Source organism: Ruegeria sp. SAZA006 (genome assembly GCF_059613465.1).
The window spans coordinates 338,100-360,781 of record NZ_JBXWSO010000010.1 but is presented as its reverse complement, the minus strand read 5'-3'; the positions used below and the strand labels follow the sequence as shown (position 1 = coordinate 360,781).

Genomic DNA, 22,682 nt, shown 5'->3' with positions numbered 1-22,682 from the left:
CGATGGTTTGGTTCGGGTGCAGGGATATTCCGCAGAGGGCCTTGACCTTCCACTTGCTGGAACCCTTATGTACAGGGTCGACCGAATAATCATGGTGACGACATGGCCAAAATTTCACATGCCAAATTCCAGGTTCAGGGGATGAGTTGCGCGTCTTGCGTGGCCCGGGTTGAGCGTGCGCTCAGCGCGGTTCCGGGCGTCGACTCGGCTGCCGTAAACCTGGCGAATGAGAGCGTCCAGGTGGATTTCCACGCTCCGGCTGATGTCAAAGCCATCGCACAGGCGATGGAGGCGGCGGGCTATCCCGCCGTGACCGAGACCGTCACGCTCAACATCCAGGGCATGAGCTGTGCTTCATGCGTCGGCCGGGTCGAGAAGGCTTTGCTCGCCGGGCAGGGGGTGCTGGCGGCGTCGGTCAACCTCGCCTCGGAAAGCGCGACCGTCCAGTTTGCAGCGGGCGCCACGACACCCGAAGCGATTGCTGCATTGCCCAACGCGGCCGGGTACCCGGCGACGCCGCGCAACTCGGCTCAGACAGCGGCGCAGGATCGCAAAGCTGACGAAATCCGCAAACTGGCACTGCGAACGGGGTTTGCGGCAATCCTGGCCTTGCCGGTTTTCATTCTTGAAATGGGCGCGCATGTCATTCCCGGCATGCATCACCTGATTGCAAGCACCATCGGCCTGCAAGCCAGCCACTACATTCAGTTCGTCTTGACGACACTGGTCCTGTTCGGGCCCGGTCTTCAATTCTACACCAAGGGCTTTCCAGCACTTGCCAAGGGCGCACCAGACATGAATTCGCTGGTCGCTTTAGGCACGTCGGCGGCCTATGGGTTCTCGCTGATATCGACCTTTGCGCCCGAAATCCTTCCGACCGGCACGGCCAATGTCTATTACGAGGCGGCCGCGGTCATCGTGGTTCTGATCCTGCTGGGCCGCTTCCTTGAGGCACGCGCCAAAGGCCGAACCGGCGAGGCGATCCGCAAGCTGGTCGGCCTGCAGGCCAAAACCGCGCGGGTCGAACGGGAGAACCGCATCGTCGAACTGCCCATCGATCAGATCGCAGTGGGCGATCTGGTTCATGTGCGTCCCGGCGAAAAGATCCCGGTCGATGGTTCAGTGCTGAGCGGCAGTTCGTATGTCGACGAAAGCATGATCACGGGTGAGCCCGTTCCGGTCGAGAAATCCTCAGACGCAACCGTCGTAGGTGGCACCGTGAACGGTACCGGAGCATTGACCGTCCGCGCCGAAAAGATCGGAGCGGATACGATGCTGGCGCAGATCATTCAGATGGTCGAACAGGCTCAGGGCGCGAAACTGCCCATTCAGGGCATGGTTGACCGCATCACCCTTTGGTTTGTCCCCGCGGTGATTGCGGTTGCGATCGTGACGGTCCTTGTTTGGTTGCTGTTCGGACCGGACTCGGCGCTCAGCATGGCTCTGGTTGCCGGGGTCGCGGTGCTGATCATTGCCTGCCCCTGCGCAATGGGTCTGGCAACGCCGACATCAATCATAGTGGGCACGGGGCGCGCTGCAGAAATGGGCGTTCTGTTCCGCAAGGGCGACGCGCTGCAGATGTTGCAGGAAACCACTGTTGTAGCGGTGGACAAGACCGGCACCCTGACCGAAGGCCGCCCGGAACTGACTGATCTTGTGGTCGCCCAAGGGCTGGATAAGGACACCGTCCTGCGTCTGGTCGCAGCCGTCGAAACCACCTCGGAACATCCAATCGCCACCGCCATCGTACGCGCGGCCGAGACACGCGGCCTGGATCTACCGAAACCCGAGGATTTCAAGTCGATCACCGGCTATGGGGTTCAAGCGGCTGTCGAAGGGCACAGCATCCTCATCGGCGCCGATCGTCTGATGGAGCGCGAAGGCATCGACATCAGTGCGCTGTCAGATCACGGCGCGTCGCTGGCCGCCAAAGGCAGAACACCGCTCTACGCCGCAATCGACGGAACCGCTGCCGCCGCAATCGCGGTGGCCGACCCGATCAAGCCCAGCACACCGGAGGCCATCGAAGCCTTGCACGCGCTAGGGCTCAAAGTGGCGATGATCACGGGCGACAACAGGGCGACGGCCCATGCCATCGCGGCACAGCTTGGGATCGACACCGTGGTCGCCGAAGTCCTGCCCGAGGGCAAAGTCGCTGCACTGGAAAACCTGCGCGTGAACGGCGGCAAGTTGGCCTTTGTCGGCGATGGGATCAACGATGCTCCGGCGCTGGCGGCCGCGGATGTCGGCATTGCCATCGGTACCGGGACCGACGTCGCGATCGAGGCCGCAGACGTGGTGCTGATGTCGGGCGATCTGATCGGCGTGGTCAACGCCTTCGACATCAGCCAGCGCACCATGCGCAATATCCGGCAGAACCTGTTCTGGGCCTTTGGCTACAACACGCTGCTGATTCCGGTGGCCGCAGGTATCCTCTATCCCTTTGGCGGACCCTTGCTATCCCCGGTTTTGGCGGCTGGCGCCATGGCGCTGTCCAGCGTGTTCGTCTTGTCAAACGCACTGCGGCTGCGTTGGGTCAAGGCGGCCCGGCCGCCGAGCGGATCCGACCGCAAACCGCAGACCATCGCACACGCACCCACACCCGCCGAATAGGAAAGGAGCCGCCATGAACATCGGGGACGTCGCCGAACGCTCGGGTTTGCCGGCCAAGACCATCCGGTATTATGAGGATATCGGTTTCATCAAACCCAGACGCTCGACCAATGGATACCGCCATTTCGACGAGAAAGAGCTGCACAAGCTGGCGTTCATCGGGCGCGCGCGGTCGCTGGGGTTCACCATCGAGGACTGTCGCTCGCTGCTGGCGCTGTACGAGGACAAGCACCGCGCCAGCGCGGACGTCAAGCGGATCGCCAAACAGAACCTCGAAGAGATCGACGCCAAGATCGAAGGATTGAAAGCCATGCGCGAAACACTGTCGCACCTGATCCACGAATGCGCCGGAGATGACCGCCCGGATTGTCCGATCCTCAAGGATCTGGGTCGCGACTGACAGGGTGGACCCGAGGCACCTTCGGGCGCTTTCCCTTGATCGTGACCACGGTTCTGTCCTAGGCCATGTAGCAGGTGCACAGGACGCGTTGTTACGAACGTATCGTCCGGGCCGGGCGAAAGACGGCAGAACCGTACTGATCTACGAGGACTTCGGGCCACCCATGCAAGCAGCCACATGACGATCACTGACTGGACCCAGCGGTTCCACGGAACCAGCCACCTGCCCGAGGCGGTCCGCGCCCGGTTGCGCGCGGCCGCGCGGATCGTGAAGTTCCCGAAAGGGGCTCAGGTGTTCGGGCCCGACAATGTGCCGGACAGCCTCATGTTTCTGTACGAAGGGCGGATCCGCGTTTCACAAAGCTCGGATACAGGGCGCGAAATCGTCTTGTATCGGGTCGAAGCCGGCGAAAGCTGTGTGCTGACCACGGCATGTATGCTGACCGAAGAGGCCTATAACGCCGAAGGCATTGCTGAAACAGATGTCACCGCGATCGTCCTGCCCAAGCCTGCCTTCGACCGCCTTGCCGCGGAAGAAGACGCGTTCCGCGATTTCGTGTTCCAAGCCTATTCCCGCCGATTGATCGACCTTCTGCGTGTGGTCGATGACGTCGCCTTCGGCCGGATCGATGTCCGGCTGGCGGAACGTCTGCTTGCATTGGCCGATCCCGCGAACGAGGTGCAGTCCACACATCAACAACTGGCCAGCGAACTGGGAACCGCGCGTGAAGTTGTCTCGCGGGTGCTGCACGACTTCCAGAAACGCGAGTTGGTTTCGCAATCCCGGGGCAAGATTACGCTCACCGACACAACGGCTTTGCAGGCTTTGGCCCACAGCACCTGATTTTTCGGGAATCTTTTCGGCTTTCGTGACATTGTCACTGAAGAGACGCTCCTGGCGTCATATATGCCATTCAGAAACCTGAATATGGAGGGCGATATGACCAACAACGTCGGAACGATCGACCGCACGCTGCGCGCAGCTCTTGGGTTGGTCCTGCTGTACCTGGCACTCTTCAGCGGGCTGGCCCTGTTCGGCGCACCCCTTTTCAAATATGGCGCTGTGATCATCGGCATCATCATGCTGTTGACCGCGACCATGAAATTCTGCCCGGTGTACACGCTTTTGGGCATCAAAACCTGCAGGACCAGATAATATGGAAACCGTATTCACGCCATTTGCATCCTTTGGCGGCGGCCTGCTGATAGGCTTGGGCGCCGTGTTGTTGATGCTGGGCCTCGGCCGCATCATGGGTGCGACCGGGATCATGTCCGGCCTGGTCTTTCCTGACAGCGGGTCCGAGTTTTCCTGGCGTCTGGCGCTTGTTGCCGGAATGATCGTTGCGCCAGGTCTGATTTACGTGCTGACCGGCACCATGCCGGCCATCGACGTGCCGATCAGCCCACTGATGATCGTGGTGGGCGGCATCATCGTCGGTCTGGGCGCCAGCCTCGGCTCGGGGTGCACCTCGGGTCACGGAGTGTGCGGCCTGTCGCGGTTGTCGACCCGGTCCCTGGTTGCCGTTCCGACCTTCATGGCAACTGCCGCCATCACGGTTTTCGTAATCCGCCACATGTTCGGAGGGTGAGGCAATGAAACTGTTCCATACGTTCCTGACCGGCCTTGTCTTCGGCACAGGCATCGCGATCTCGGGTATGATGAACCCGGCCAAGGTGTTGAACTTCTTCGATCTGGCCGGAACCTGGGACCCCAGCCTCGCCTTCGTAATGGGCGGTGCGCTGGTGGTGACATTCATCGGCTATCGTCTGGTATGGCGACGCGCCGCGCCGCTCTATGCGGACCGGTTCCAGATTCCGGGCGCAAAGCACATCGACATGAAGCTTGTCGGCGGCTCAGCCTTGTTTGGCGTGGGCTGGGGCATCGCAGGATTCTGCCCGGGCGCGGCAATTCCGGCCCTGGGCACCGGACGGTGGGAGGTTCTGCTGTTTCTGGGCGCGGTCGCCGCCGGGCTGGCGTTGGCGCGCATTCTGCAAGGGCAACCATTGATTACACGTTCGGCCAAGGCCTGAGCGTCAGAGAGGAGGCACGATCATGACCGACCAAAAGGCAATCGACACCCACAACCAGAAAATGGCTGACGCAATCGCGACACCGATTTCCGCGTATCCGGTGGATCTGAGCGTCAAACCCAAGGTTCAGGGCTTCTACGACGAGGCCACGGCGACGATCAGCTATATCGTTTCGGACCCGACATCCAACGCCTGCGCGATCATCGACAGCGTGATGGACATCGACTATTCCGCCGGCCGGATCACATTCGAACATGCCGACCTGCTGATCGCCGAGATCGAAAAGCAGGGCCTGGAACTGGAGTGGATCATCGAGACCCACGCCCATGCCGACCACCTGTCGGCGGCGCCCTACATCCAGCAGAAGCTGGGCGGCAAAATCGGCATCGGCGAGAACATCAAGATCGTGCAGGTGGTGTTCGGCAAGATCTTCAACGAAGGCACCGAGTTCCAGCGCGACGGAAGCCAGTTCGATGCGCTGTTCACCGACGGCATGACCTACAAGATCGGCAACATGACTGCCTTCACCATGCACACACCGGGCCATACGCCGGCTTGCATGGTGCATGTGATGGGTGATGCGGCCTTTGTGGGTGACACGCTGTTCATGCCCGATGGTGGTTCGGCCCGAGCCGACTTTCCGGGCGGAGATGCGGGAACGCTTTATGACTCGATCCAGAAGGTGCTGAGCCTGCCGGACGAAACCCGCCTGTTCATGTGCCACGATTACGGCCCCAACGGTCGCGACATCCGCTGGGAAACCACGGTGGCGGAGGAAAAGGCGCACAACATCCATGTGGGCGGCGGCAAGTCGCGGGACGAGTTCATCAAGATGCGCACCGAGCGTGACGCGACGCTGGCGATGCCGACCCTGATCATCCCGTCGATCCAAGTCAATATCCGGGCGGGTGACATCCCGACCGACAAGGACGGCAACCAGATGCTCAAGGTTCCGGTCAACAAGATCTGACCGCAGGAGACAACAATGGAAATCCGGAAGATTTCGGGCGCACTCTCGGTGTCGCCACAGGTAACGCTTGCCGATATCCCGGCGATCAAGGCCGCGGGCTTCCGCGCCATCATCTGCAATCGCCCCGACGGTGAAGGGTCCGACCAACCGACATTCGAGGAAATCGAGGCCGCTGCCGAAAAGCTGGGCATCGAAGCCCGGTACGTTCCCGTCCAGACCGGCCTGGTCCGGGATGAGGACGCGCAGGCCTTCGGTCAAGCTCTGACCGAACTGCCAGGTCCGATCCTGGCCTATTGCCGGACGGGAACGCGCTCGGCCACCCTGTGGTCGCTGCACGAGGCCGCGCAGGGGCGACCCCTGCCTGTCATCCTGACCGCGACCAAGGCTGCCGGATATGACATGAGCGGCGTGGCCCGCCGCATCGCCAATGGCGGCAAGACCCCGACCGACACCGGCGACGCGTCCTTTGACGTGGTGATCGTGGGCGGCGGGGCAGGGGGCATCGCCACCGCCGCCAGCCTGCATGCGCGCAAATCCGACCTGTCGATCGCCATCATCGACCCGTCGGACGTGCACTATTATCAACCCGGCTGGACCCTGGTGGGCGGCGGCGTGTTCACGCCGGAACTGACGGCCAAGACCATGGGCGCGCTGATCCCGCGCGGGGTCAAATGGATCAAGGCCGCCGTGGCCGCGTTCGAGCCACAGAACAACGCTGTCATTCTGGATGGTTGCCGGGTGGTCAAATACGACCGTCTGGTGGTGACCCCTGGGCTCAAGCTGGACTGGGGTGCGGTCGAAGGGCTCGAGGAAACTCTGGGCCGCAACGGCGTGACCTCGAACTATCGCTATGACCTGGCGCCCTATACCTGGCAGTTGGTCGAAAGCCTGAAAGCGGGTCGGGCGCTGTTCACCCAACCGCCGATGCCGATCAAATGCGCGGGCGCGCCGCAGAAGGCGATGTATCTGTCGGGCGATACGTGGGTCCGGCGTGGGGTTCTGAAGGATATCGACATCCAGTTCATGAACGCGGGCGGGGTGCTGTTCGGGGTCAAGGACTATGTCCCGGCGCTGATGGAGTACGTCAAGAAATACGACGCCACGCTGAACTTCTGCCACAACCTGGTGGCGGTGGACGGATCGGCGAAGACCGCCACGTTCATGGTCGCCAAACCCGACGAGCAGCCCGAGCAGGTGACGGTCGAGTTCGACATGATGCATGTCTGCCCGCCGCAGGTGGCGCCGGACTTCATCCGGGTGTCGCCGCTGGCGGATGCGGCGGGTTGGGTCGATGTGGATCAGACGACGCTGCGCCACAAGAGCTTTGACAACATCTGGTCGCTGGGCGACGTGATGAACGCGCCGAACGCGAAAACCGCGGCGGCGGCGCGCAAGCAGGCGCCAGTGGTGGCCGACAACATCGTGGCCGATATCCAAGGCCGCGGCCCGGTGGCGGCCTATGACGGCTATGGCTCGTGCCCGTTGACGGTGGAGCGCGGCAAGATCGTGCTGGCCGAGTTCGGCTATGGTGGTGTCCTGAAGCCCAGCTTCCCGAAACTCCTGATCGACGGGACCAAACCCAGCCGCGCGGCCTGGTTCCTGAAGGAAAAGCTGCTACTGCCGGTCTATTGGTCCGCGATGCTGAAGGGCAAGGAATGGATGGCCAAGCCCGAGCCGCTGAAAGTGGCGGCCGAATAGGTCGCTAGGGCTTCTTGCCCTGCGCCATCCAACACCCGCCCTGCGCCCTCTTGAACGTGGAACCGATGCACAACCTGTTGCGATACTTGCCAATTCTTGACTGGGGCCGCCGGTACGACCGGACGGCGCTGTCCAATGACATGATCGCGGCGGTGATCGTGACGATCATGCTGATCCCGCAATCGCTGGCCTATGCGCTGCTGGCGGGGCTGCCGCCCGAGGCGGGGATCTATGCCTCGATCGTGCCGATCATCCTCTATGCGATCTTCGGCACCAGCCGGGCGCTGGCGGTGGGTCCGGTGGCGGTGGTGTCGCTGTTGACGGCAAGTGCGGTGGGGCAGGTGGCTGAACAGGGCACCGCAGGCTATGCGGTGGCGGCGCTGACGCTGGCTTTCCTGTCGGGCGGGTTCCTGCTGCTGCTGGGTGTGTTCCGGCTGGGCTTTCTGGCCAACTTCCTGTCTCATCCGGTGATCGCGGGCTTTATCACCGCCTCGGGCATCCTGATCGCCACCAGCCAGCTGAAACACATCTTGGGGGTCAGCGCGCATGGGCATACTTTGCCCGAGATGCTGGGCTCGATCCTTGCGCATCTGGACCAGACCAGCGGGATTACCACGGTGATCGGCTTTCTGGCCACTGCGTTCCTGTTCTGGGTGCGCAAGAACCTCAAACCCGCGCTGCGGCGCATGGGGGTGCCACCGCTGCTGGCTGATGTGCTGACCAAGGCCGGGCCGGTGGCGGCGGTGGTGGTCACGACCGTGTCGGTCTGGGCCTTCGGGCTGGACGCGCGCGGCGTCCAGATCGTGGGCGAGGTGCCCCAAAGCCTGCCGCCTCTGACCCTGCCAGGGCTGTCCTCGGATCTGATCGGCGCGCTGCTGGTGCCCGCCATCCTGATCTCGATCATCGGGTTTGTCGAAAGCATCTCGGTCGCGCAGACGCTGGCGGCCAAGAAACGCCAGCGCGTGGACCCCGATCAGGAACTGATCGGCCTGGGCGCGGCCAATCTGGGCGCTGCGTTCACCGGGGGCTTTCCGGTCACCGGCGGGTTCTCGCGCTCGGTGGTGAACTTCGACGCGGGCGCCGAGACCCCGGCGGCTGGTGCCTTCACCGCCATAGGGCTGGCGATTGCCGCGCTTTTCCTGACCCCGCTGGTCTATTTCTTGCCCAAGGCGACGCTGGCCGCGACGATCATCGTGGCGGTGCTTAGCCTGGTGGATTTTTCAATCCTCAAAAAGACCTGGGGCTATTCACGGGCCGATTTCACCGCTGTCGCCGCCACAATCGTCCTGACCCTGATGGCCGGTGTCGAAGCGGGTGTTGCCAGCGGCGTGGCAATCTCGATCCTTCTGCATCTTTACAAGACTTCACGTCCACATGTGGCCGAACTGGGGCTGGTGCCGGGCACTCAGCACTTCCGCAACATCCTGCGCCACAAGGTCCAGACCGACCCCACACTGGTCACGCTGCGGGTGGATGAAAGCCTATACTTCGTGAATGCCCGCTTCCTTGAGGATCTGATCCAGTCGCGCGTGACCGAGGGCTGCGAGATCCGCAACGTGGTTCTGATGTTCTCGGCGGTGAACGAGGTCGACTTCTCGGCGCTCGAAAGCCTTGAGGCGATCAACCACCGCCTGCGCGACATGGGTGCCGGGCTGCACCTGAGCGAGGTCAAAGGCCCGGTCATGGACCGCCTGAAGCAGTCGCATTTCCTCGATGAATTGAATGGGCAGGTGTTCCTGTCGCAATATGACGCTTGGCAAAGACTGACCGCGCCTGACCGGATCACCTACGCAGCAGAATGAGTTCTGATTTTTACCCGCGTAATCATGATTATGTTAAGTTTTATCCTGACGCTTGATTGACGAATTGCAACCACGCATGATCCGTCAATGGGGTTCACGGTCAAAACATGGCTGAACGATCTGGGTCTGGGCCAATACGCAGAGACATTTGCGGAGAATGACGTTGATGCACGCGTACTGCCTCTGCTGACGAATGACGATCTCCGAGAGCTTGGAGTCAGCCTCGGGCACCGCAAGGTCATTCTGGCTGCCGCCCGCGTCCTGTCTGATGAACAAACGCCCGAGCAGCCAACATCTGACATCGCAGCAGCCGCAGCCGAAATACGGCCCGACACGGATGGGCAACCGTCGCGCGCTCCGGCCGAGCGGCGCCATCTGACGGTCTTTTTTGCCGATCTCGTCGGCTCGACCGAATTGACCAACCGGATCGACCCCGAAGACATGCGGATCCTGTTGCAGCGATACCAGGATTCCGTCGCAGGTGCCGTCAGCCGGTACGGAGGATATGTTGCAAAATACCTTGGCGACGGGCTGTTGGTCTTTTTCGGGTGGCCCCGCGCCTATGAGGATCACGCCATTCGGGCCGTCAAAGCAGGTCTCGAAGCCGTGCGAAGGGTCCGGCAGATGACGACGCCCGACGGAACCCCGCTCGCCGTGCGCATCGGCATCGCCAGCGGCGACGTGGTTGTCGGTGACGCGATCGGTGAAAACTCGTTCGAAGAAGGTGCCATGACCGGACCGGTGTTGAACTTGGCCGCCAGGTTGCAGGAAAAAGCCCCGGCAAACGCCGTCGTCATGCCCCGTGCAGACCTGACAGGGTCGTTGGATGGCGTGTTCGAGGTTTCATCCTTGGGCAGCGTGCCCCTGAAAGGCTTCGATGTCGCGCACGACCTGGTTCAGGTCGTGGCTGAGCGCAGCGCCGAAAGCCGGTTCCACGCTGTTCGCGGGGATGGTGCCCACGGATTCCTGATCGGCCGCAGTTTTGAAAAGGGCATCCTTCTGCAATCCTGGAAACACGCGCAGGACGGCAAAGGCGAAGTGGTCCTGCTGTCAGGTGAAGCGGGAATCGGCAAGTCGCGCCTGATCGAGGAGTTTCTGCAAGACGAAAGCGTGGTCCATCAGGCCGACATCATCAGACTGAACTGCTCACCCTACCTGACCAGCAGTCCGTTTCACCCGGTTGCCGAACGGATCTCGCAGGATGCGGGCGTCGACCCGGATTTTGACGACGACAGGGTGCAGGAGAGTGTTAACGACATGCTGGCCCAGCGTCAGGGGTTGGATCTGGACCTAGTTCTTCCTGCCTTCGCCGCCTTGGTCGCCCCGCGAAGCACCTTGGCCCAGCAGGTCTTGCAACTGTCGCCCCAGGAACAGCGAGACCTGACGATCCAAGCGCTGATCACCACGGTAAAGGCCCGGGCCGTCCAACGTCCGGTCATCCTGTTTGTCGAGGATACCCATTGGATCGACGCCTCGACCCACGCCTTGCTGGACCGTTTCAAAGCGTTGTGCGTCGACCTTCCCCTTCTGATCGTGATCACGCATCGCCCCGGCTGGGAAATGCAGAAGACCGAAGGGGACAGCCATGTCCAAACCCTGCATCTGGGGCGGCTTGATGCCGAGCAGGTCGCCCATCTGGTGCAACGTGTCTCGGGCCGCTATCCGGATCCGGAATTGGTCGACCTGATTGTCGACAAAACCGACGGCGTGCCGCTTTTTGTCGAGGAACTGACCCGCGCCATACACGAAACCGGCGGGGTCGGTGTGAACGTGCCCTCGTCCCTAAGCGGAGCGTTGATGGCCCGGTTGGACGCCGTATCGCCCGACGCCAAACAAACGGCCCTTGCCGCGTCGGTTATCGGTCGCGAGTTCGAACCGGCTTTGCTTGCTGCGTCGATGCCGGAAGCCCCGGCAGAGCTCGACACTTGTCTGGCTGAGCTATGTCGCGCTGGTCTGGTCTTTGAAAGCGGACACCACAAAGGGCACTATGTATTCCGCCATGCGTTGATCAGGGACACCGCCTATCAGTCCATGCTCAGCAGTACGCGCAAGACCCAACACGCCAATGTCGCCCACGCGCTGATGCAGTTGCGGTCAGCCGAGATTGAACGACGCCCCGAGTTGGCCGCACGGCACCTGACCGAGGCCGAAGACAGGGCTGCCGCCTATGACCGGTGGCGCGCTGCGACGGAAATGGCCCTGTCACGGTCGGCCAGCCAAGAAGCCTTGGCCAATGCGACGGAAACCCTGAAAGCCGCGCAAAAACTGGGCGACGAAAAAAGTCCTCAGACGATCGTTGGAAACCTGCTGCTTGGGCGCAGCTATGACAGCGCAGGCAGGTTGCCGGAAGGAATCGCCAAACTGAAGGAAGCTTCGGACGCGGCCCGGCACTCAGGCCGGACGGACCTTGCTGCCGACGCGGCACATCACTTCGCCGATTCATGTATGATGGCCGGTCAACGGCACGGCCAGGCGATCAGCCTTTGCCTTGAGGCATTAGACAACCTGCCGCCAACAGATGAGGTTCGGCGGTGTCGTCTGATGGCCCAGATCGCCCGCGCCTACATGTTCATCGGCGACTTTTCCGAGGGCGCCAAATATGGCCAGCTATGCATGGAACTGGCCGCCCGGCTGGGGGATCACAAATCCCAGTTCGCCGTCATGATGACCCGCTTCGGCGCTCCCTTCGTGGCGCGACAGGGCGAAGATCGGCGGAACTGGCGCAAGAACCTCGAATCCATGCACGAAGTTGCGGAAAAGCTTGGAAACATCGATCAGGGTCGCGACCGTACCCTGAGCCTGTTTGTCGGTGCCGAAATGGCGGACCGCCAGTTGGTCGACACCTCGTTGAAACTGCTGACCGAGATTTCGGACAAGGACAACCACCGACAGCTGTATTGGGTCCAGATCAACGCCCGTGCAATGGTGGCCATCCTGGATGGTGATTTCGAACGCGCCGAGACCTATGCAGGCGAAGCGGTCAAAATTGGGCGTCAGACACACGGCGCCCATGTCGAGGGTGTCTACGGCGTTCAGATGTTCACCATCCGGCGCGAGCAGGCCCGGTTGCATGAGGTGGCCCCTGTGATCAAACGGCTCATGTCCGACAGTCCCGGCGAAACCAGCTGGAAACCCGGATTCGGCCTGATAGCCGCCGAACTGGGGTTTCGCGAGCCCGCCGAGCGAATTCTCAATGAGATCGCGGACACCGCTTTTGATCTGCCCCAAGACGCGATGTACTCGACCACCCTGTCCTACCTGGCGGATATCTGCGTCTCGGTCGAGAACACGCACCATGCCCAAACGCTGATCGACAAGCTGCTGCCCTATAGGGACCTGACGATCACGGCCGGCGCGACAACCGTCTGCACCGGATCCGCGGCCCGGCGGCTGGGAGCTCTGTCCGCCGTGTTGGGTGATTGGGACACCGCCGACGAGCTGTTCGAAACCGCGATCCAAGTGGACACAGCGATGGCCGCTCCGCCGTGGATCGCCCACAGCCAAGCCGCGCGGGCTTGGGCCCTTCGCCGTCGCGGTCGCGCTCAGGATCTGCGCGCGGCCCTGTCGCTTGAGGCCGAAGCGTTGGCAACTGCCCGGGAATTGGGTATGGTTTCCCTTAGGTCAAAACTTGAAGGATCCGCGTCTTAGACTCCGAGCACATGCGCAGGGGGGTGCATAATGCCAAGGTACATCATCGAACGGAACTTCGCCGAACAGCTTGAGCTTGGCGACGATGACAAGGTAAAGATCAAGGAAATCAACGACGAAGAAGGGATCGAGTGGATTTTCTCGTTCCTGAGCGCGGACAAGCGAAAAACCTATTGCCTGTACGAGGCGCCTGACGCGGAAAGCCTGCGCAAGGCGGCCAAGCGTCTGAACATTCCGGCTGACGTCATCACACCAGTTGATCGGATCGATCCCGGCATCTTCGCCTGAAACGACCCAATTTGCATTGAGCGCCCTTCGCTCGAATGGGGCGCGCGACCCATTGCCCGAGGCAGCACCGCAGGAAACCTGTCCACCTGATCTGGAGGACTGATCATGTTTGACCTGATAACGCTGAACGGCAGCACCAAAACCGTGGACCAAGACGGGCTGGACGCTTTGGACGCGTCGCTGCGTGGATCCGTCTTTCTTCCCGGCAGCCCGGAATACGATGAAGCCCGGACGACCTGGAACAGCATCGTCGACCGCAAACCCGGCTTTGTGATACGGGCGTTCGGGGCCAGCGATGTGCAAAAGGCCGTCAATTTCGTGCGCGAGGCGGGGCTGATCATGTCCGTCCGCTCGGGCGGGCACCAAATCGCCGGGCATGCGGTGGCCGATGACGCGGTGATGCTGGACCTGTCGCAGATGAAATCGGTGCATGTCGACCCGAAGGCGCGCACCGCGCGTGTGGCGCCGGGCGCGGTGCTGGGTGACGTGGACCGCGAAACGCAGGCGCACGGTCTGGTGGTTCCGACGGGCATCAACTCGACCACCGGGATCGCCGGGCTGACACTGGGCGGCGGCTTTGGGTGGACGACGCGCAAGTTCGGTATGACCATCGACAACCTGATCTCGGCCGAGGTTGTGCTGGCCGATGGATCGATCGTGACCGCATCGGAAAACAGCCACCCGGACCTGTTCTGGGCCATTCGCGGCGGTGGCGGCAATTTCGGCGTGGTTACCTCGTTCGAGTTCCGCCTGCATCCGCTGGGGCCGCAGGTGCTGTCCGGCCTTGTGGTGCATCCGATCGAGCAGGGCCCCGCCCTGCTGCCCGAATACGCACGGATCGCTGACACTGCGCCTGACGAGCTGACGGTCTGGACGGTGATGCGCAAGGCCCCTCCCCTGCCCTTCCTTCCCGAGGAATGGCACGGGCGCGAGGTGCTGATCTTTGCCGCCTGCTATGCAGGTCCCATCGAAAACGGCGAAGCCGCGATGGAGCCGCTGCGCGCCCTCGGAGACCCGATCGTGGACGTGATCTCGCCGCACGCGTTCGTCGACTGGCAGGCCGCTTTTGACCCGCTGCTGACCCCCGGCGCGCGGAACTATTGGAAAAGTCACGATTTTGATGCCCTGCCCACGGATGCAATCGCAGGGCTTCTGGACAGTATCTCGACCCTTCCGGACCCGTCCTGCGAAGTGTTCATTGCCCATGTCGGCGGTGCGATGGCCCGGGTCGAAGCTGCGGCTACGGCCTATCCCCAACGCTCGGCCCATTTCATCATGAACGTGCACACCCGTTGGGAAGATCCGGCCAAGGATGACACCTGCATCGCCTGGGCGCGTGCGCTCTATGACCGCATGTCGCCGCATGCAACCGGCAGTGCCTATGTCAATTTCATGCCAGCGGACGAGGCCGATCATCTGTCCGGCGCATACGGAGCCAATGCCACGCAGCTGTCGCGCATCAAGGGTCGTTACGATCCAGGCAATCTCTTCCGGGTGAATCACAACATTCCACCCGCGTGACGGCTTGAACTTCTTGCGGTGTCTGGCATAGACCGCGACCAACTGGACAGGGTCGGCGGGCAACACTACCGTGGGCCCGACATTCCCAACAGGAGACCCAGACTCATGTCCAAGATGCTTTCGATCGCGGCCGCAACCCTTGCGTTCACCACAACTTCGACCCTTGCGGATGGGCATTGCGCCGCGGGCAAGACCCTGACCGAGGGCAAGTTTACCGTGGCCACCGGAAACCCGGCCTATTACCCGTGGGTGATGGATGACGCGCCCGAATCCGGCCAGGGCTTTGAAGCCGCCGTCGCCTATGCCGTGGCCGAAGAGATGGGCTTTGCCGCGGATGACGTGGTCTGGGTCCGGTCGTCCTTTGACGAGGCGATCCAGCCCGGTGCCAAGAATTTCGACGTGAACATCCAGCAATACTCGATCACGCCCGAGCGCGATCAGGTCGTCGATTTTTCGGCCCCCTACTACACCGCGCCGATGGCCGTTCTGGTCAGCGCAAACGCCGTTGACACCCCGCCCACGCTCGAGGCGCTGAAGGGCCTGCAATGGGGCGCGGTCGGGTCGACCACCGCCGTGCCGAAACTGGCCAGCGTGATCCAGCCGGATGCCGATCCGCTGCTCTATGGCGACAATGCCGACGTGAACGCGGCCATGACTGCGAACCAGATCGACGCCGCGCTGTTCGACCTGCCCACCGCCCTGTTCCTGAGCGCGGTTATGATCGAAGGCTCCAAGGTCATCGGCCAGTTCCCTGCCGATCAAGGCGACAATCCCGACCAGTTCGGCATGCTGATGGAGGCAGGCAACCCGCTGAAATCCTGCGTGGATGCGGCCATCGCCGCGCTGACTGAAAGCGGCAAGCTGGCCGAGATCGAGGCCAAGTGGCTGCAGGACACGACGGGCGTTCCGCTGATCAAGTGACATGACAGGAAACAGAACGGCGGGCCCGACCCGCCGCGAACTTTTTGAGGCGCAGCAGCGGCGGCGGTCGATCCGGATCGCCGCGACCAGCACCGTTCTGGTCGTCGTGGCGCTGATCGTGCTGGTACCGCTGGCGCCGGGCTGGGCCAAGGTCCAGCAGAGCTTTTTCAACGGCGAGGTGCTGGTCAAGACCTTCCCGAAGCTGCTTGAAGCCTTCAAGATCAACGTGATGATCTTTGCCTGGTCGGCGCCCGCGATCGCGGTGCTGGGGCTGCTGATCGCGCTGGCCCGCGACACCAAATCACCCGCGCTGTTCCCGTTGCGCATCTTCGGCGCGGCTTTCACCGACATCTTCCGTGGCGTGCCTGTGATCCTGACCGTCTATTTGATCGGCTTCGGCATTCCCGGGCTGGGCCTGACCCGGCCATGGAACTCGCCCTATATCTGGGGGTCGCTGGCGCTGATCCTGACCTATTCGGCCTATGTGGCCGAGATTTTCCGCTCGGGCATCGACAGCGTACACCACAGTCAGCGCGCCGCCGCCCTGTCGCTGGGCCTGACCGAAGGACAGGTGATGCGCGACGTGGTGCTGCCTCAGGCCGTCCGCAACGTCGTGCCCTCGCAGATGAACATGCTGATCGCGCTGCAAAAGGACGTGTCGCTTCTCAGTTTCATCGGCCCGGTCGAGATCTTCCGCCAGGCCGGCGTGTTCAAATCGCTGCTGGCCAATTTCACGCCTTACGTGGGCGCGGCGATCATCTTCCTGATCGTGACCATCCCGGCAACGCGCTATGCCGACCACCTGATGGCCCGACAAATGCGAGAGCGGCGCTGATGTCGAAACTGAACCTGCAGAACGTCGTCAAACGCTTTGGCGACCGCACCGTCTGCGACGGCATCGACCTAACCGTGGACGAGGGGCAGATGGTCTGCCTGATCGGCGCTTCAGGGGCGGGAAAATCCACCGTTCTGCGCTGCATCAACCTGCTTGAGCCGATTGAGGATGGTGAGATCCTGCTGGACGGGGTTGACATTTCGGTGCCGGGTCTGGATCCGCAATCGGTGCGCGCGCGCATCGGTATCGTGTTCCAGAGCTTCAACCTGTTTCCGCACATGACAGCGCTGGACAACGTGATGCTGGCGCCGCGCCGCGTGCGCGGACGCACGCGCGCCGAACTGCTGCCCCAGATCGAAGAGATGTTCGAACGCTTCGGGCTGGCCGACCGGATGCACAATTATCCTGACCAGCTGTCAGGCGGACAGCAGCAGCGCGTCGCCATCGTGCGGGCATTGGCCATGCAGCCCGAGGTGATGCTGTTCGACGAGATCACCTCGGCCCTGGACCCGCAACTGGTGGGCGAGGTTCTGGACGTGCTGCTGATGCTCAAACAGCAGGGCATGACGATGGTGATGGCCACCCACGAGATGGGCTTTGCCCGGCAGGCCGCAGACAAGGTGTGTTTCCTGCAGAACGGCCGCATCGTCGAGGAAGGCCCGCCCGAGCAGCTGTTCGACCACCCGCAGCAAGACGCCACACGGCAATTCCTCGCGCGCGCGCTCAAGTAAACGCCGGCGCGCCGGTTCGACAACTGAATATTGCACGGGCCAGACGCGGACTTCGTGCTAGACTCCATCGCATTGCCATATGCTGCTGGAGGTTCGGAATGCGTCTTTCATCCCTGTCTGCCGTGAGCGTTGCAGCGGGTCTGACCCTCGGCAACATGGCTTTGGCCCAACAGGTCGCGGACACGATCTATACCGGCGGTCCGATTCTGACGATCACTGACGCTCAGCCCACGGTACAGGCGGTCGCGGTCAAGGATGGGCGGATCATCGCAATAGGTGAACTGGCCGAGATGCGCAGTCATCAGGGCGAAGAAACGACGATCTTTGATCTGGACGGGCGCGCAATGCTGCCCGGTTTTGTCGACAGCCACGGCCACGTCGTCATGGGCGGTTTGCAAGCCTTGTCGGCGAACCTGCTGGCCCCACCGGATGGCAAGGTCACCGACATTGCCAGCCTGCAGGCGGCGTTGTCCGCGTGGGCCGAGGCCAATAGCGACACGGTCGAAGCGATGGGGGTGATCATCGGCTTTGGCTATGACAACGCGCAACTGGCCGAGCTGCGCCACCCCACCCGTTCCGAACTGGACGCGGTCTCGCGCGACGTTCCGATCATGATCATCCACCAATCGGGGCATCTGGGGGTGGGCAATTCCAAAGCGCTCGAATTGGCCGGGATCACCGCAGAAACCGAGAACCCGCCAGGAGGTGTGATCCGAAAGGACGAGGCCGGCGAGCCGAACGGTGTGCTGGAGGAATACGCATTCTTCGGCGCCTTGGTGCCTCTGCTTGGCAATGTCGGCGAAGACGGGCTGCAGACTTTCGCGCGCGCCGGCAGCCGGATGTGGGCGCGCTTTGGCTACACCACCGCGCAAGAGGGGCGCTCCTCGGGCGCGGTGGTTCAGGCCCTGCGCCGGGTGGCCGCAGACGGCGACCTTCCGATCGACGTCGTGGCCTTTCCCGACATTCTGGAATCGCGCGATTTCATCGCGTCGGACGCCTCGCGCACCTATGCCGACCGGGTGCGAGTCGGCGGGTGCAAGCTGACAATCGACGGCTCGCCGCAAGGATTTACCGCGCTGCGGGATCGGCCCTACTACGATCCGGTCGGGGATTACCCGCCCGGCTATGCCGGATACGCCGCCATCACGCGCGAGCAGTTGCAGGATGCGGTGAACTGGTGTTTCGAGAACGGTCACCAGATCCTGACCCATTCCAATGGCGAGGGCGCCACGGATATGCTGGTCGCCGCCATCGACGAGGCGCGGCTGACCTATGGCGATCCGGGCAACCGGCCGGTTCTGGTGCATGGTCAGTTCCTGCGGGAGGATCAGGTGGCCAGCCTCAAAAGATTGGGCGTGTTCCCATCGCTGTTTCCGATGCACACCTTCTACTGGGGCGATTGGCACCGCGACCACACGGTCGGGCCGGTCAATGCCGACAACATCTCGCCGACCGGCTGGGTGACCGAACGCGGCATGATGTTCGGCACGCATCACGACGCGCCTGTGGCGTTTCCCGACAGCATGCGGGTTCTGGCCGCAACGGTCACCCGGCGCACCCGGTCGGGCGACATCCTGGGCCCGCATCAACGGGTCGATGTGATGACGGCGCTCAAGGCCATGACGATCTGGCCGGCATGGCAGCATTTCGAAGAAGACCAGAAGGGCTCGATCGAAGTGGGTAAGCTGGCCGATTTCGTGATCCTTTCGGATGACCCGACCGCGGTCGACCCCGAAACGCTGGCCCAGCTTCGGGTGCTGACCACCATCAAAGAGGATGCGGTGATCTTCGACGCCGATACGGCGGTCAAAGAGGGGCGCTTGGACCTACGCCCCCTTGCCCCCGACCCGGTGACGGCACATCTGCTGCTGCATGCGCTGTATCAGGGCATGGATGTCGAACGGCCTTGGCTGGCGAACTTCACGCAGCCCTCGACCGAATGAATCGGCTTTCCGAGGTGGGGCAATAGAGATACCGTCGCCACATGGTGCTTTTTCTGACCCTTGTTGCGGCAATCGCCGGTCTGGTGGCCTGGTACTTCTGGTCGAAGTTCAGGGCCAGGGCCGAGCTGTTGCAAACACCCCTGAGCGATGAGGAGCGGCGAACCATCCATGCGATGGTGCCGATCCTCGAGCGGCTGCCTGCCAAGTTGCGCGCCACTTTGGAGGGCAAGATCAACTTGTTCCTGAACCAGGTCGATTTCATCGGCTGCGACGGGCTGGAGGTGACGGAAGAGATGCGCCTGTCGATTGCCGCGCAGGCCTGCCTGCTAGTCGTCAACTCGGACCAATGGTACGATAATCTGACGACGGTCCTGATCTATCCCAATGCCTTCAAGTCCCGCCAACAGCGGCACAGCGGCTATGTCGTGACCGAACAAGAGATCATCCGAACCGGCGAAAGCTGGGATCGGGGGCCGGTGATCCTGTCCTGGGCGCACAGCCAACAGGGCGCGGCAAACGATCATGACGGGCACAACGTCGTGTTTCATGAATTCGCGCATCAGCTGGATGATCTGTCCGGCGGCACCAACGGTGTGCCAGTTCTGGCCAGAGATCAAAGCTATGCCGAGTGGGAACGTGTTTTTCTGGCCGCGTATGACGCGCATCTGCACGCGGTCGAGACAGGCCGGCGCACGGTGATCGACCCCTATGGCGCCACCGGACACGAAGAGTTCTTTGCCGTCACGGTCGAGCTGTTCTTCGAACGCCCCGAGGCCCTCAGGGATACCGCGCCCGAATTCTACGGGCAGCTGTCCAAATACTTCCGGCTGGATCCAATCAAATGGCCGAAACCGTCATGATCTATGATCAGAAATCCAGACCCAGATCGATTGTCCGATAGGAATGGGTCAGCGCCCCGGACGAGATATAGTCGACTCCGGTCGCCGCGATCGCTGCGACCGTCCCCACAGTGACATTGCCCGACGCCTCGGTCACCAGACGCCCGTTCACCATCGCCACGGCCTCGGCCAATGTATCGGGCGTCATGTTGTCCAGCAGCACGACATCAGCGCCGCCAGTGTCCAGAACCTCGGCCAGCTGGTCCAACCGGTCCACTTCGATCTCGACCTTCATCATGTGCGACGCACGCGCCTTGACCGCCCCCAACACCGCGCGCACCCCGCCGGCGGCGGCGATGTGGTTGTCCTTGATCAGGATCGCATCCGACAGCGAATGGCGGTGATTGAACCCGCCGCCATGCAGCACGGCCAGTTTCTCGACGATGCGCAGGCCCGGGGTGGTCTTGCGGGTGCAGGTGATGCGCGCCTTGGTCCCGGCGGTCTGCGCCACCAGCTTGGCGGTCAGGGTCGCCACCCCGGTCAGACGACCGGCAAAGTTCAGCGCCACGCGTTCGCCGGACAGGATCGAAGCCGCGCTGCCGGTGATCTCCATGAGGGTCTGGCCCTTGGTGCAGCGGTCCCCGTCGGCCACAAGCGGCTTGATCTTCAACGTCGGGTCCACAAGCCGGAACGCCAAGGCCGCCACCTGCATGCCCGACACAACCGCATCCTCGCGCGCGTTCAGCCGCGCGGCATAGGTCACGTCCGACGGGATCACCGTGCGGGTGGTGATGTCGCCGCAGGTACCCAGATCCTCGGTCAGCGCGGCGCGGACCATCGGTTCGAGGATCAGGTCGGGGACAGTGGCATGATGCATGTTGCGGTTTCCTTGAAGATTTTCGACCGCAGCGCCACGGCCTCGTCCAGTGTCAGATCAGACCGCCGCCCCGGCCCCGTGGCCGTATCAGGACAATCGGATCGGTAGTGCGCACCGCGGCTTTCGGTGCGCTTCAGCGCAGCCGCCGCGATCAGCGTGGCGGTTGCGGTCATGTTACGGAACAGGTGCGACTGACCGTGCAGCGACTCCAACACGGCGATCCGGCCCAAGGCGCGGCGCAGCCGGTCCGCGTCGCGCACCACGCCCACGCAATCGGTCATGACCTGGCGCAGTTCGGTCACTGCCTGCGGGTCGGGCTCGGTACCGCCCGATGGCAGGCGCAGCCGCACCTCGGGTGCGTCGGCCACCGTCAGGGTGCCGGCGATGTCACGGGCGCAGGCGCGGGCAAAGACCAGCGCCTCGAGCAGACCGTTCGACGCCAGCCGGTTCGCCCCGTGCAACCCGGTCGAGGCCGCCTCGCCACAGGCCCAGAGCCCGGCCAGCGAACTGCGGCCGTTCAGGTCGGTGGCCACGCCGCCCATGTGGTAGTGCGCCGCCGCCGCCACCGGGATCGGTTGGGTCACGGGGTCGACACCGTTGCGCAGGCAGGCCTCGGTCACCGCCGGAAACTGACTGCGGATCGCCGCGCCGATCGCTGCGCGGGTATCCAGCGCGGGCCGGTTGCCGGCCTTGGTTTCCAGATAGACGGCGCGCGCCACGACATCACGTGGGGCCAGCTCGGCATCGGGGTGGATGCCTTGCATGAACCGTTCGCCGTGGCGGTTGATCAGTACGGCGCCCTCGCCGCGCAGGGCCTCGGTGGCCAGCGGCATCGGGTCTTCGCCCACGTCGATCGCGGTGGGGTGAAACTGAATGAACTCGGCATCGGCGATCCGGGCTCCGGCCCGTGCGGCCATGCCGATCCCCTGCCCGCGGATGCGCGCCGGGTTGGTCGTGCCGGCAAAAAGCCCAGCCGACCCGCCCGTGGCCAGTACATGCGCCGCCCCGCGCAGCAGCACCGGTTCGGCCCCCGGCGCGTCGGTCGGCGCCAGATATACGCCCGACACCTTGGCCCCGTCGCTTTCCAGCCCCACCGCCAGCGCACCTTCGATCACCTGGACCGAAGTACGCCGCCTTAGCTCGGCGATCAGGGCGCGCATGATCTCGGCACCGGCCTGGTCGCCCTTGACGCGCACCACGCGGGCCACCGAATGGGCGGCCTCCTGCGATTGGATGAACCCGCCTTCGGCGTCCCGGTCGAACCCGGTGCCCAGATCGGACAGGTCCAGAATGTGATCCCGCGCCGCGCGGGTGACGAACTCGGCCACCTCCTGCAGGACGGACCCTGCACCGGCGCGCATCGTGTCGCGGGCATGGGCTTCTGGGCTGTCGGACGGGTCCATTGCCGCCGCCACCCCTCCCTGCGCCCAAGCCGAACTGGCACCCGAGCCCAGCGGCTCGGGCGAGATCACCACCACCGGGTGCGGATCGAGCTTGAGCGCTGTATAGACCGCGGCCAGCCCGCCGCCGATGATGACCACCCGAGGGGTCGAGACCGTCTGCATC

The 22,682-nt window shown here is 63.0% G+C and carries 19 protein-coding genes; 17 read left to right on the top strand and 2 right to left on the bottom strand.

The window, feature by feature from the left end; translation table 11 throughout:
• The first annotated feature begins 102 nt into the window (after positions 1–102).
• From AC2FNZ_RS11150 to AC2FNZ_RS11070, 17 genes are all read left to right on the top strand, one after another.
• Entirely contained in the window at positions 103–2,613 is a 2,511-nt protein-coding gene (locus AC2FNZ_RS11150) for a heavy metal translocating P-type ATPase (RefSeq protein WP_496840680.1), read from the top strand.
• Between the two features lie 13 nt (positions 2,614–2,626).
• On the top strand, positions 2,627–3,013 hold the full coding sequence (cueR, locus tag AC2FNZ_RS11145; RefSeq protein WP_170359527.1) for a Cu(I)-responsive transcriptional regulator: 387 nt from the start codon (positions 2,627–2,629) through the stop codon (positions 3,011–3,013).
• A 177-nt stretch (positions 3,014–3,190) separates the two neighbouring features.
• Positions 3,191–3,856: a Crp/Fnr family transcriptional regulator gene (locus AC2FNZ_RS11140; RefSeq protein WP_496840679.1), complete on the top strand. Its 666-nt coding sequence runs from the start codon at positions 3,191–3,193 to the stop codon at positions 3,854–3,856.
• Positions 3,857–3,952: 96 nt separating this feature from the next.
• Positions 3,953–4,168, top strand: coding sequence for a YgaP family membrane protein (locus tag AC2FNZ_RS11135; RefSeq protein ID WP_222458318.1), 216 nt, complete (start codon positions 3,953–3,955; stop codon positions 4,166–4,168).
• A gap of 1 nt (position 4,169) precedes the next feature.
• A complete protein-coding gene (locus AC2FNZ_RS11130) occupies positions 4,170–4,601 on the top strand; it encodes a YeeE/YedE family protein (RefSeq protein ID WP_496840678.1) in 432 nt (143 codons plus the stop codon).
• A 4-nt stretch (positions 4,602–4,605) separates the two neighbouring features.
• A complete protein-coding gene (locus tag AC2FNZ_RS11125; protein ID WP_093963297.1) occupies positions 4,606–5,043 on the top strand; it encodes a DUF6691 family protein in 438 nt (145 codons plus the stop codon).
• An 85-nt stretch (positions 5,044–5,128) separates the two neighbouring features.
• Positions 5,129–6,013: an MBL fold metallo-hydrolase gene (locus AC2FNZ_RS11120; protein WP_496840749.1), complete on the top strand. Its 885-nt coding sequence runs from the start codon at positions 5,129–5,131 to the stop codon at positions 6,011–6,013.
• A 15-nt stretch (positions 6,014–6,028) separates the two neighbouring features.
• Positions 6,029–7,711, top strand: coding sequence for a bifunctional protein tyrosine phosphatase family protein/NAD(P)/FAD-dependent oxidoreductase (locus AC2FNZ_RS11115; RefSeq protein WP_496840677.1), 1,683 nt, complete (start codon positions 6,029–6,031; stop codon positions 7,709–7,711).
• 65 nt (positions 7,712–7,776) lie between these two features.
• Positions 7,777–9,513, top strand: coding sequence for a SulP family inorganic anion transporter (locus AC2FNZ_RS11110; RefSeq protein WP_496840676.1), 1,737 nt, complete (start codon positions 7,777–7,779; stop codon positions 9,511–9,513).
• Between the two features lie 87 nt (positions 9,514–9,600).
• Positions 9,601–13,161, top strand: a complete 3,561-nt coding sequence (locus AC2FNZ_RS11105) for an AAA family ATPase (RefSeq protein WP_496840674.1) — start codon at positions 9,601–9,603, stop codon at positions 13,159–13,161.
• Between the two features lie 30 nt (positions 13,162–13,191).
• A complete protein-coding gene (locus AC2FNZ_RS11100) occupies positions 13,192–13,449 on the top strand; it encodes a DUF4242 domain-containing protein (protein WP_093963294.1) in 258 nt (85 codons plus the stop codon).
• Positions 13,450–13,554: 105 nt separating this feature from the next.
• On the top strand, positions 13,555–14,970 hold the full coding sequence (locus AC2FNZ_RS11095; RefSeq protein WP_496840672.1) for an FAD-binding oxidoreductase: 1,416 nt from the start codon (positions 13,555–13,557) through the stop codon (positions 14,968–14,970).
• Between the two features lie 105 nt (positions 14,971–15,075).
• The gene (locus AC2FNZ_RS11090; RefSeq protein WP_496840671.1) at positions 15,076–15,891 is read left to right on the top strand and encodes an ABC transporter substrate-binding protein; all 816 of its coding nucleotides are present in this window, start codon (positions 15,076–15,078) and stop codon (positions 15,889–15,891) included.
• A 1-nt stretch (position 15,892) separates the two neighbouring features.
• Positions 15,893–16,726, top strand: coding sequence for an amino acid ABC transporter permease (locus AC2FNZ_RS11085; RefSeq protein WP_496840669.1), 834 nt, complete (start codon positions 15,893–15,895; stop codon positions 16,724–16,726).
• The gene (locus AC2FNZ_RS11080; protein ID WP_496840667.1) at positions 16,726–17,457 is read left to right on the top strand and encodes an amino acid ABC transporter ATP-binding protein; all 732 of its coding nucleotides are present in this window, start codon (positions 16,726–16,728) and stop codon (positions 17,455–17,457) included. The genes AC2FNZ_RS11085 and AC2FNZ_RS11080 overlap by 1 nt, the downstream gene beginning before the upstream one ends.
• 98 nt (positions 17,458–17,555) lie before the next feature.
• The gene (locus AC2FNZ_RS11075) at positions 17,556–19,400 is read left to right on the top strand and encodes an amidohydrolase (protein ID WP_496840665.1); all 1,845 of its coding nucleotides are present in this window, start codon (positions 17,556–17,558) and stop codon (positions 19,398–19,400) included.
• A gap of 41 nt (positions 19,401–19,441) precedes the next feature.
• Positions 19,442–20,260: a M90 family metallopeptidase gene (locus AC2FNZ_RS11070; protein ID WP_496840663.1), complete on the top strand. Its 819-nt coding sequence runs from the start codon at positions 19,442–19,444 to the stop codon at positions 20,258–20,260.
• A gap of 7 nt (positions 20,261–20,267) precedes the next feature.
• Here the strand turns inward: AC2FNZ_RS11070 and nadC are convergent, their stop codons facing one another.
• The gene (gene nadC, locus AC2FNZ_RS11065) at positions 20,268–21,116 is read right to left on the bottom strand and encodes a carboxylating nicotinate-nucleotide diphosphorylase (protein WP_496840662.1); all 849 of its coding nucleotides are present in this window, start codon (positions 21,114–21,116) and stop codon (positions 20,268–20,270) included.
• A complete protein-coding gene (locus AC2FNZ_RS11060) occupies positions 21,089–22,681 on the bottom strand; it encodes an L-aspartate oxidase (protein ID WP_496840660.1) in 1,593 nt (530 codons plus the stop codon). Before AC2FNZ_RS11060 ends, nadC begins: the two co-directional genes overlap by 28 nt.
• Position 22,682: the final 1 nt, after the last annotated feature.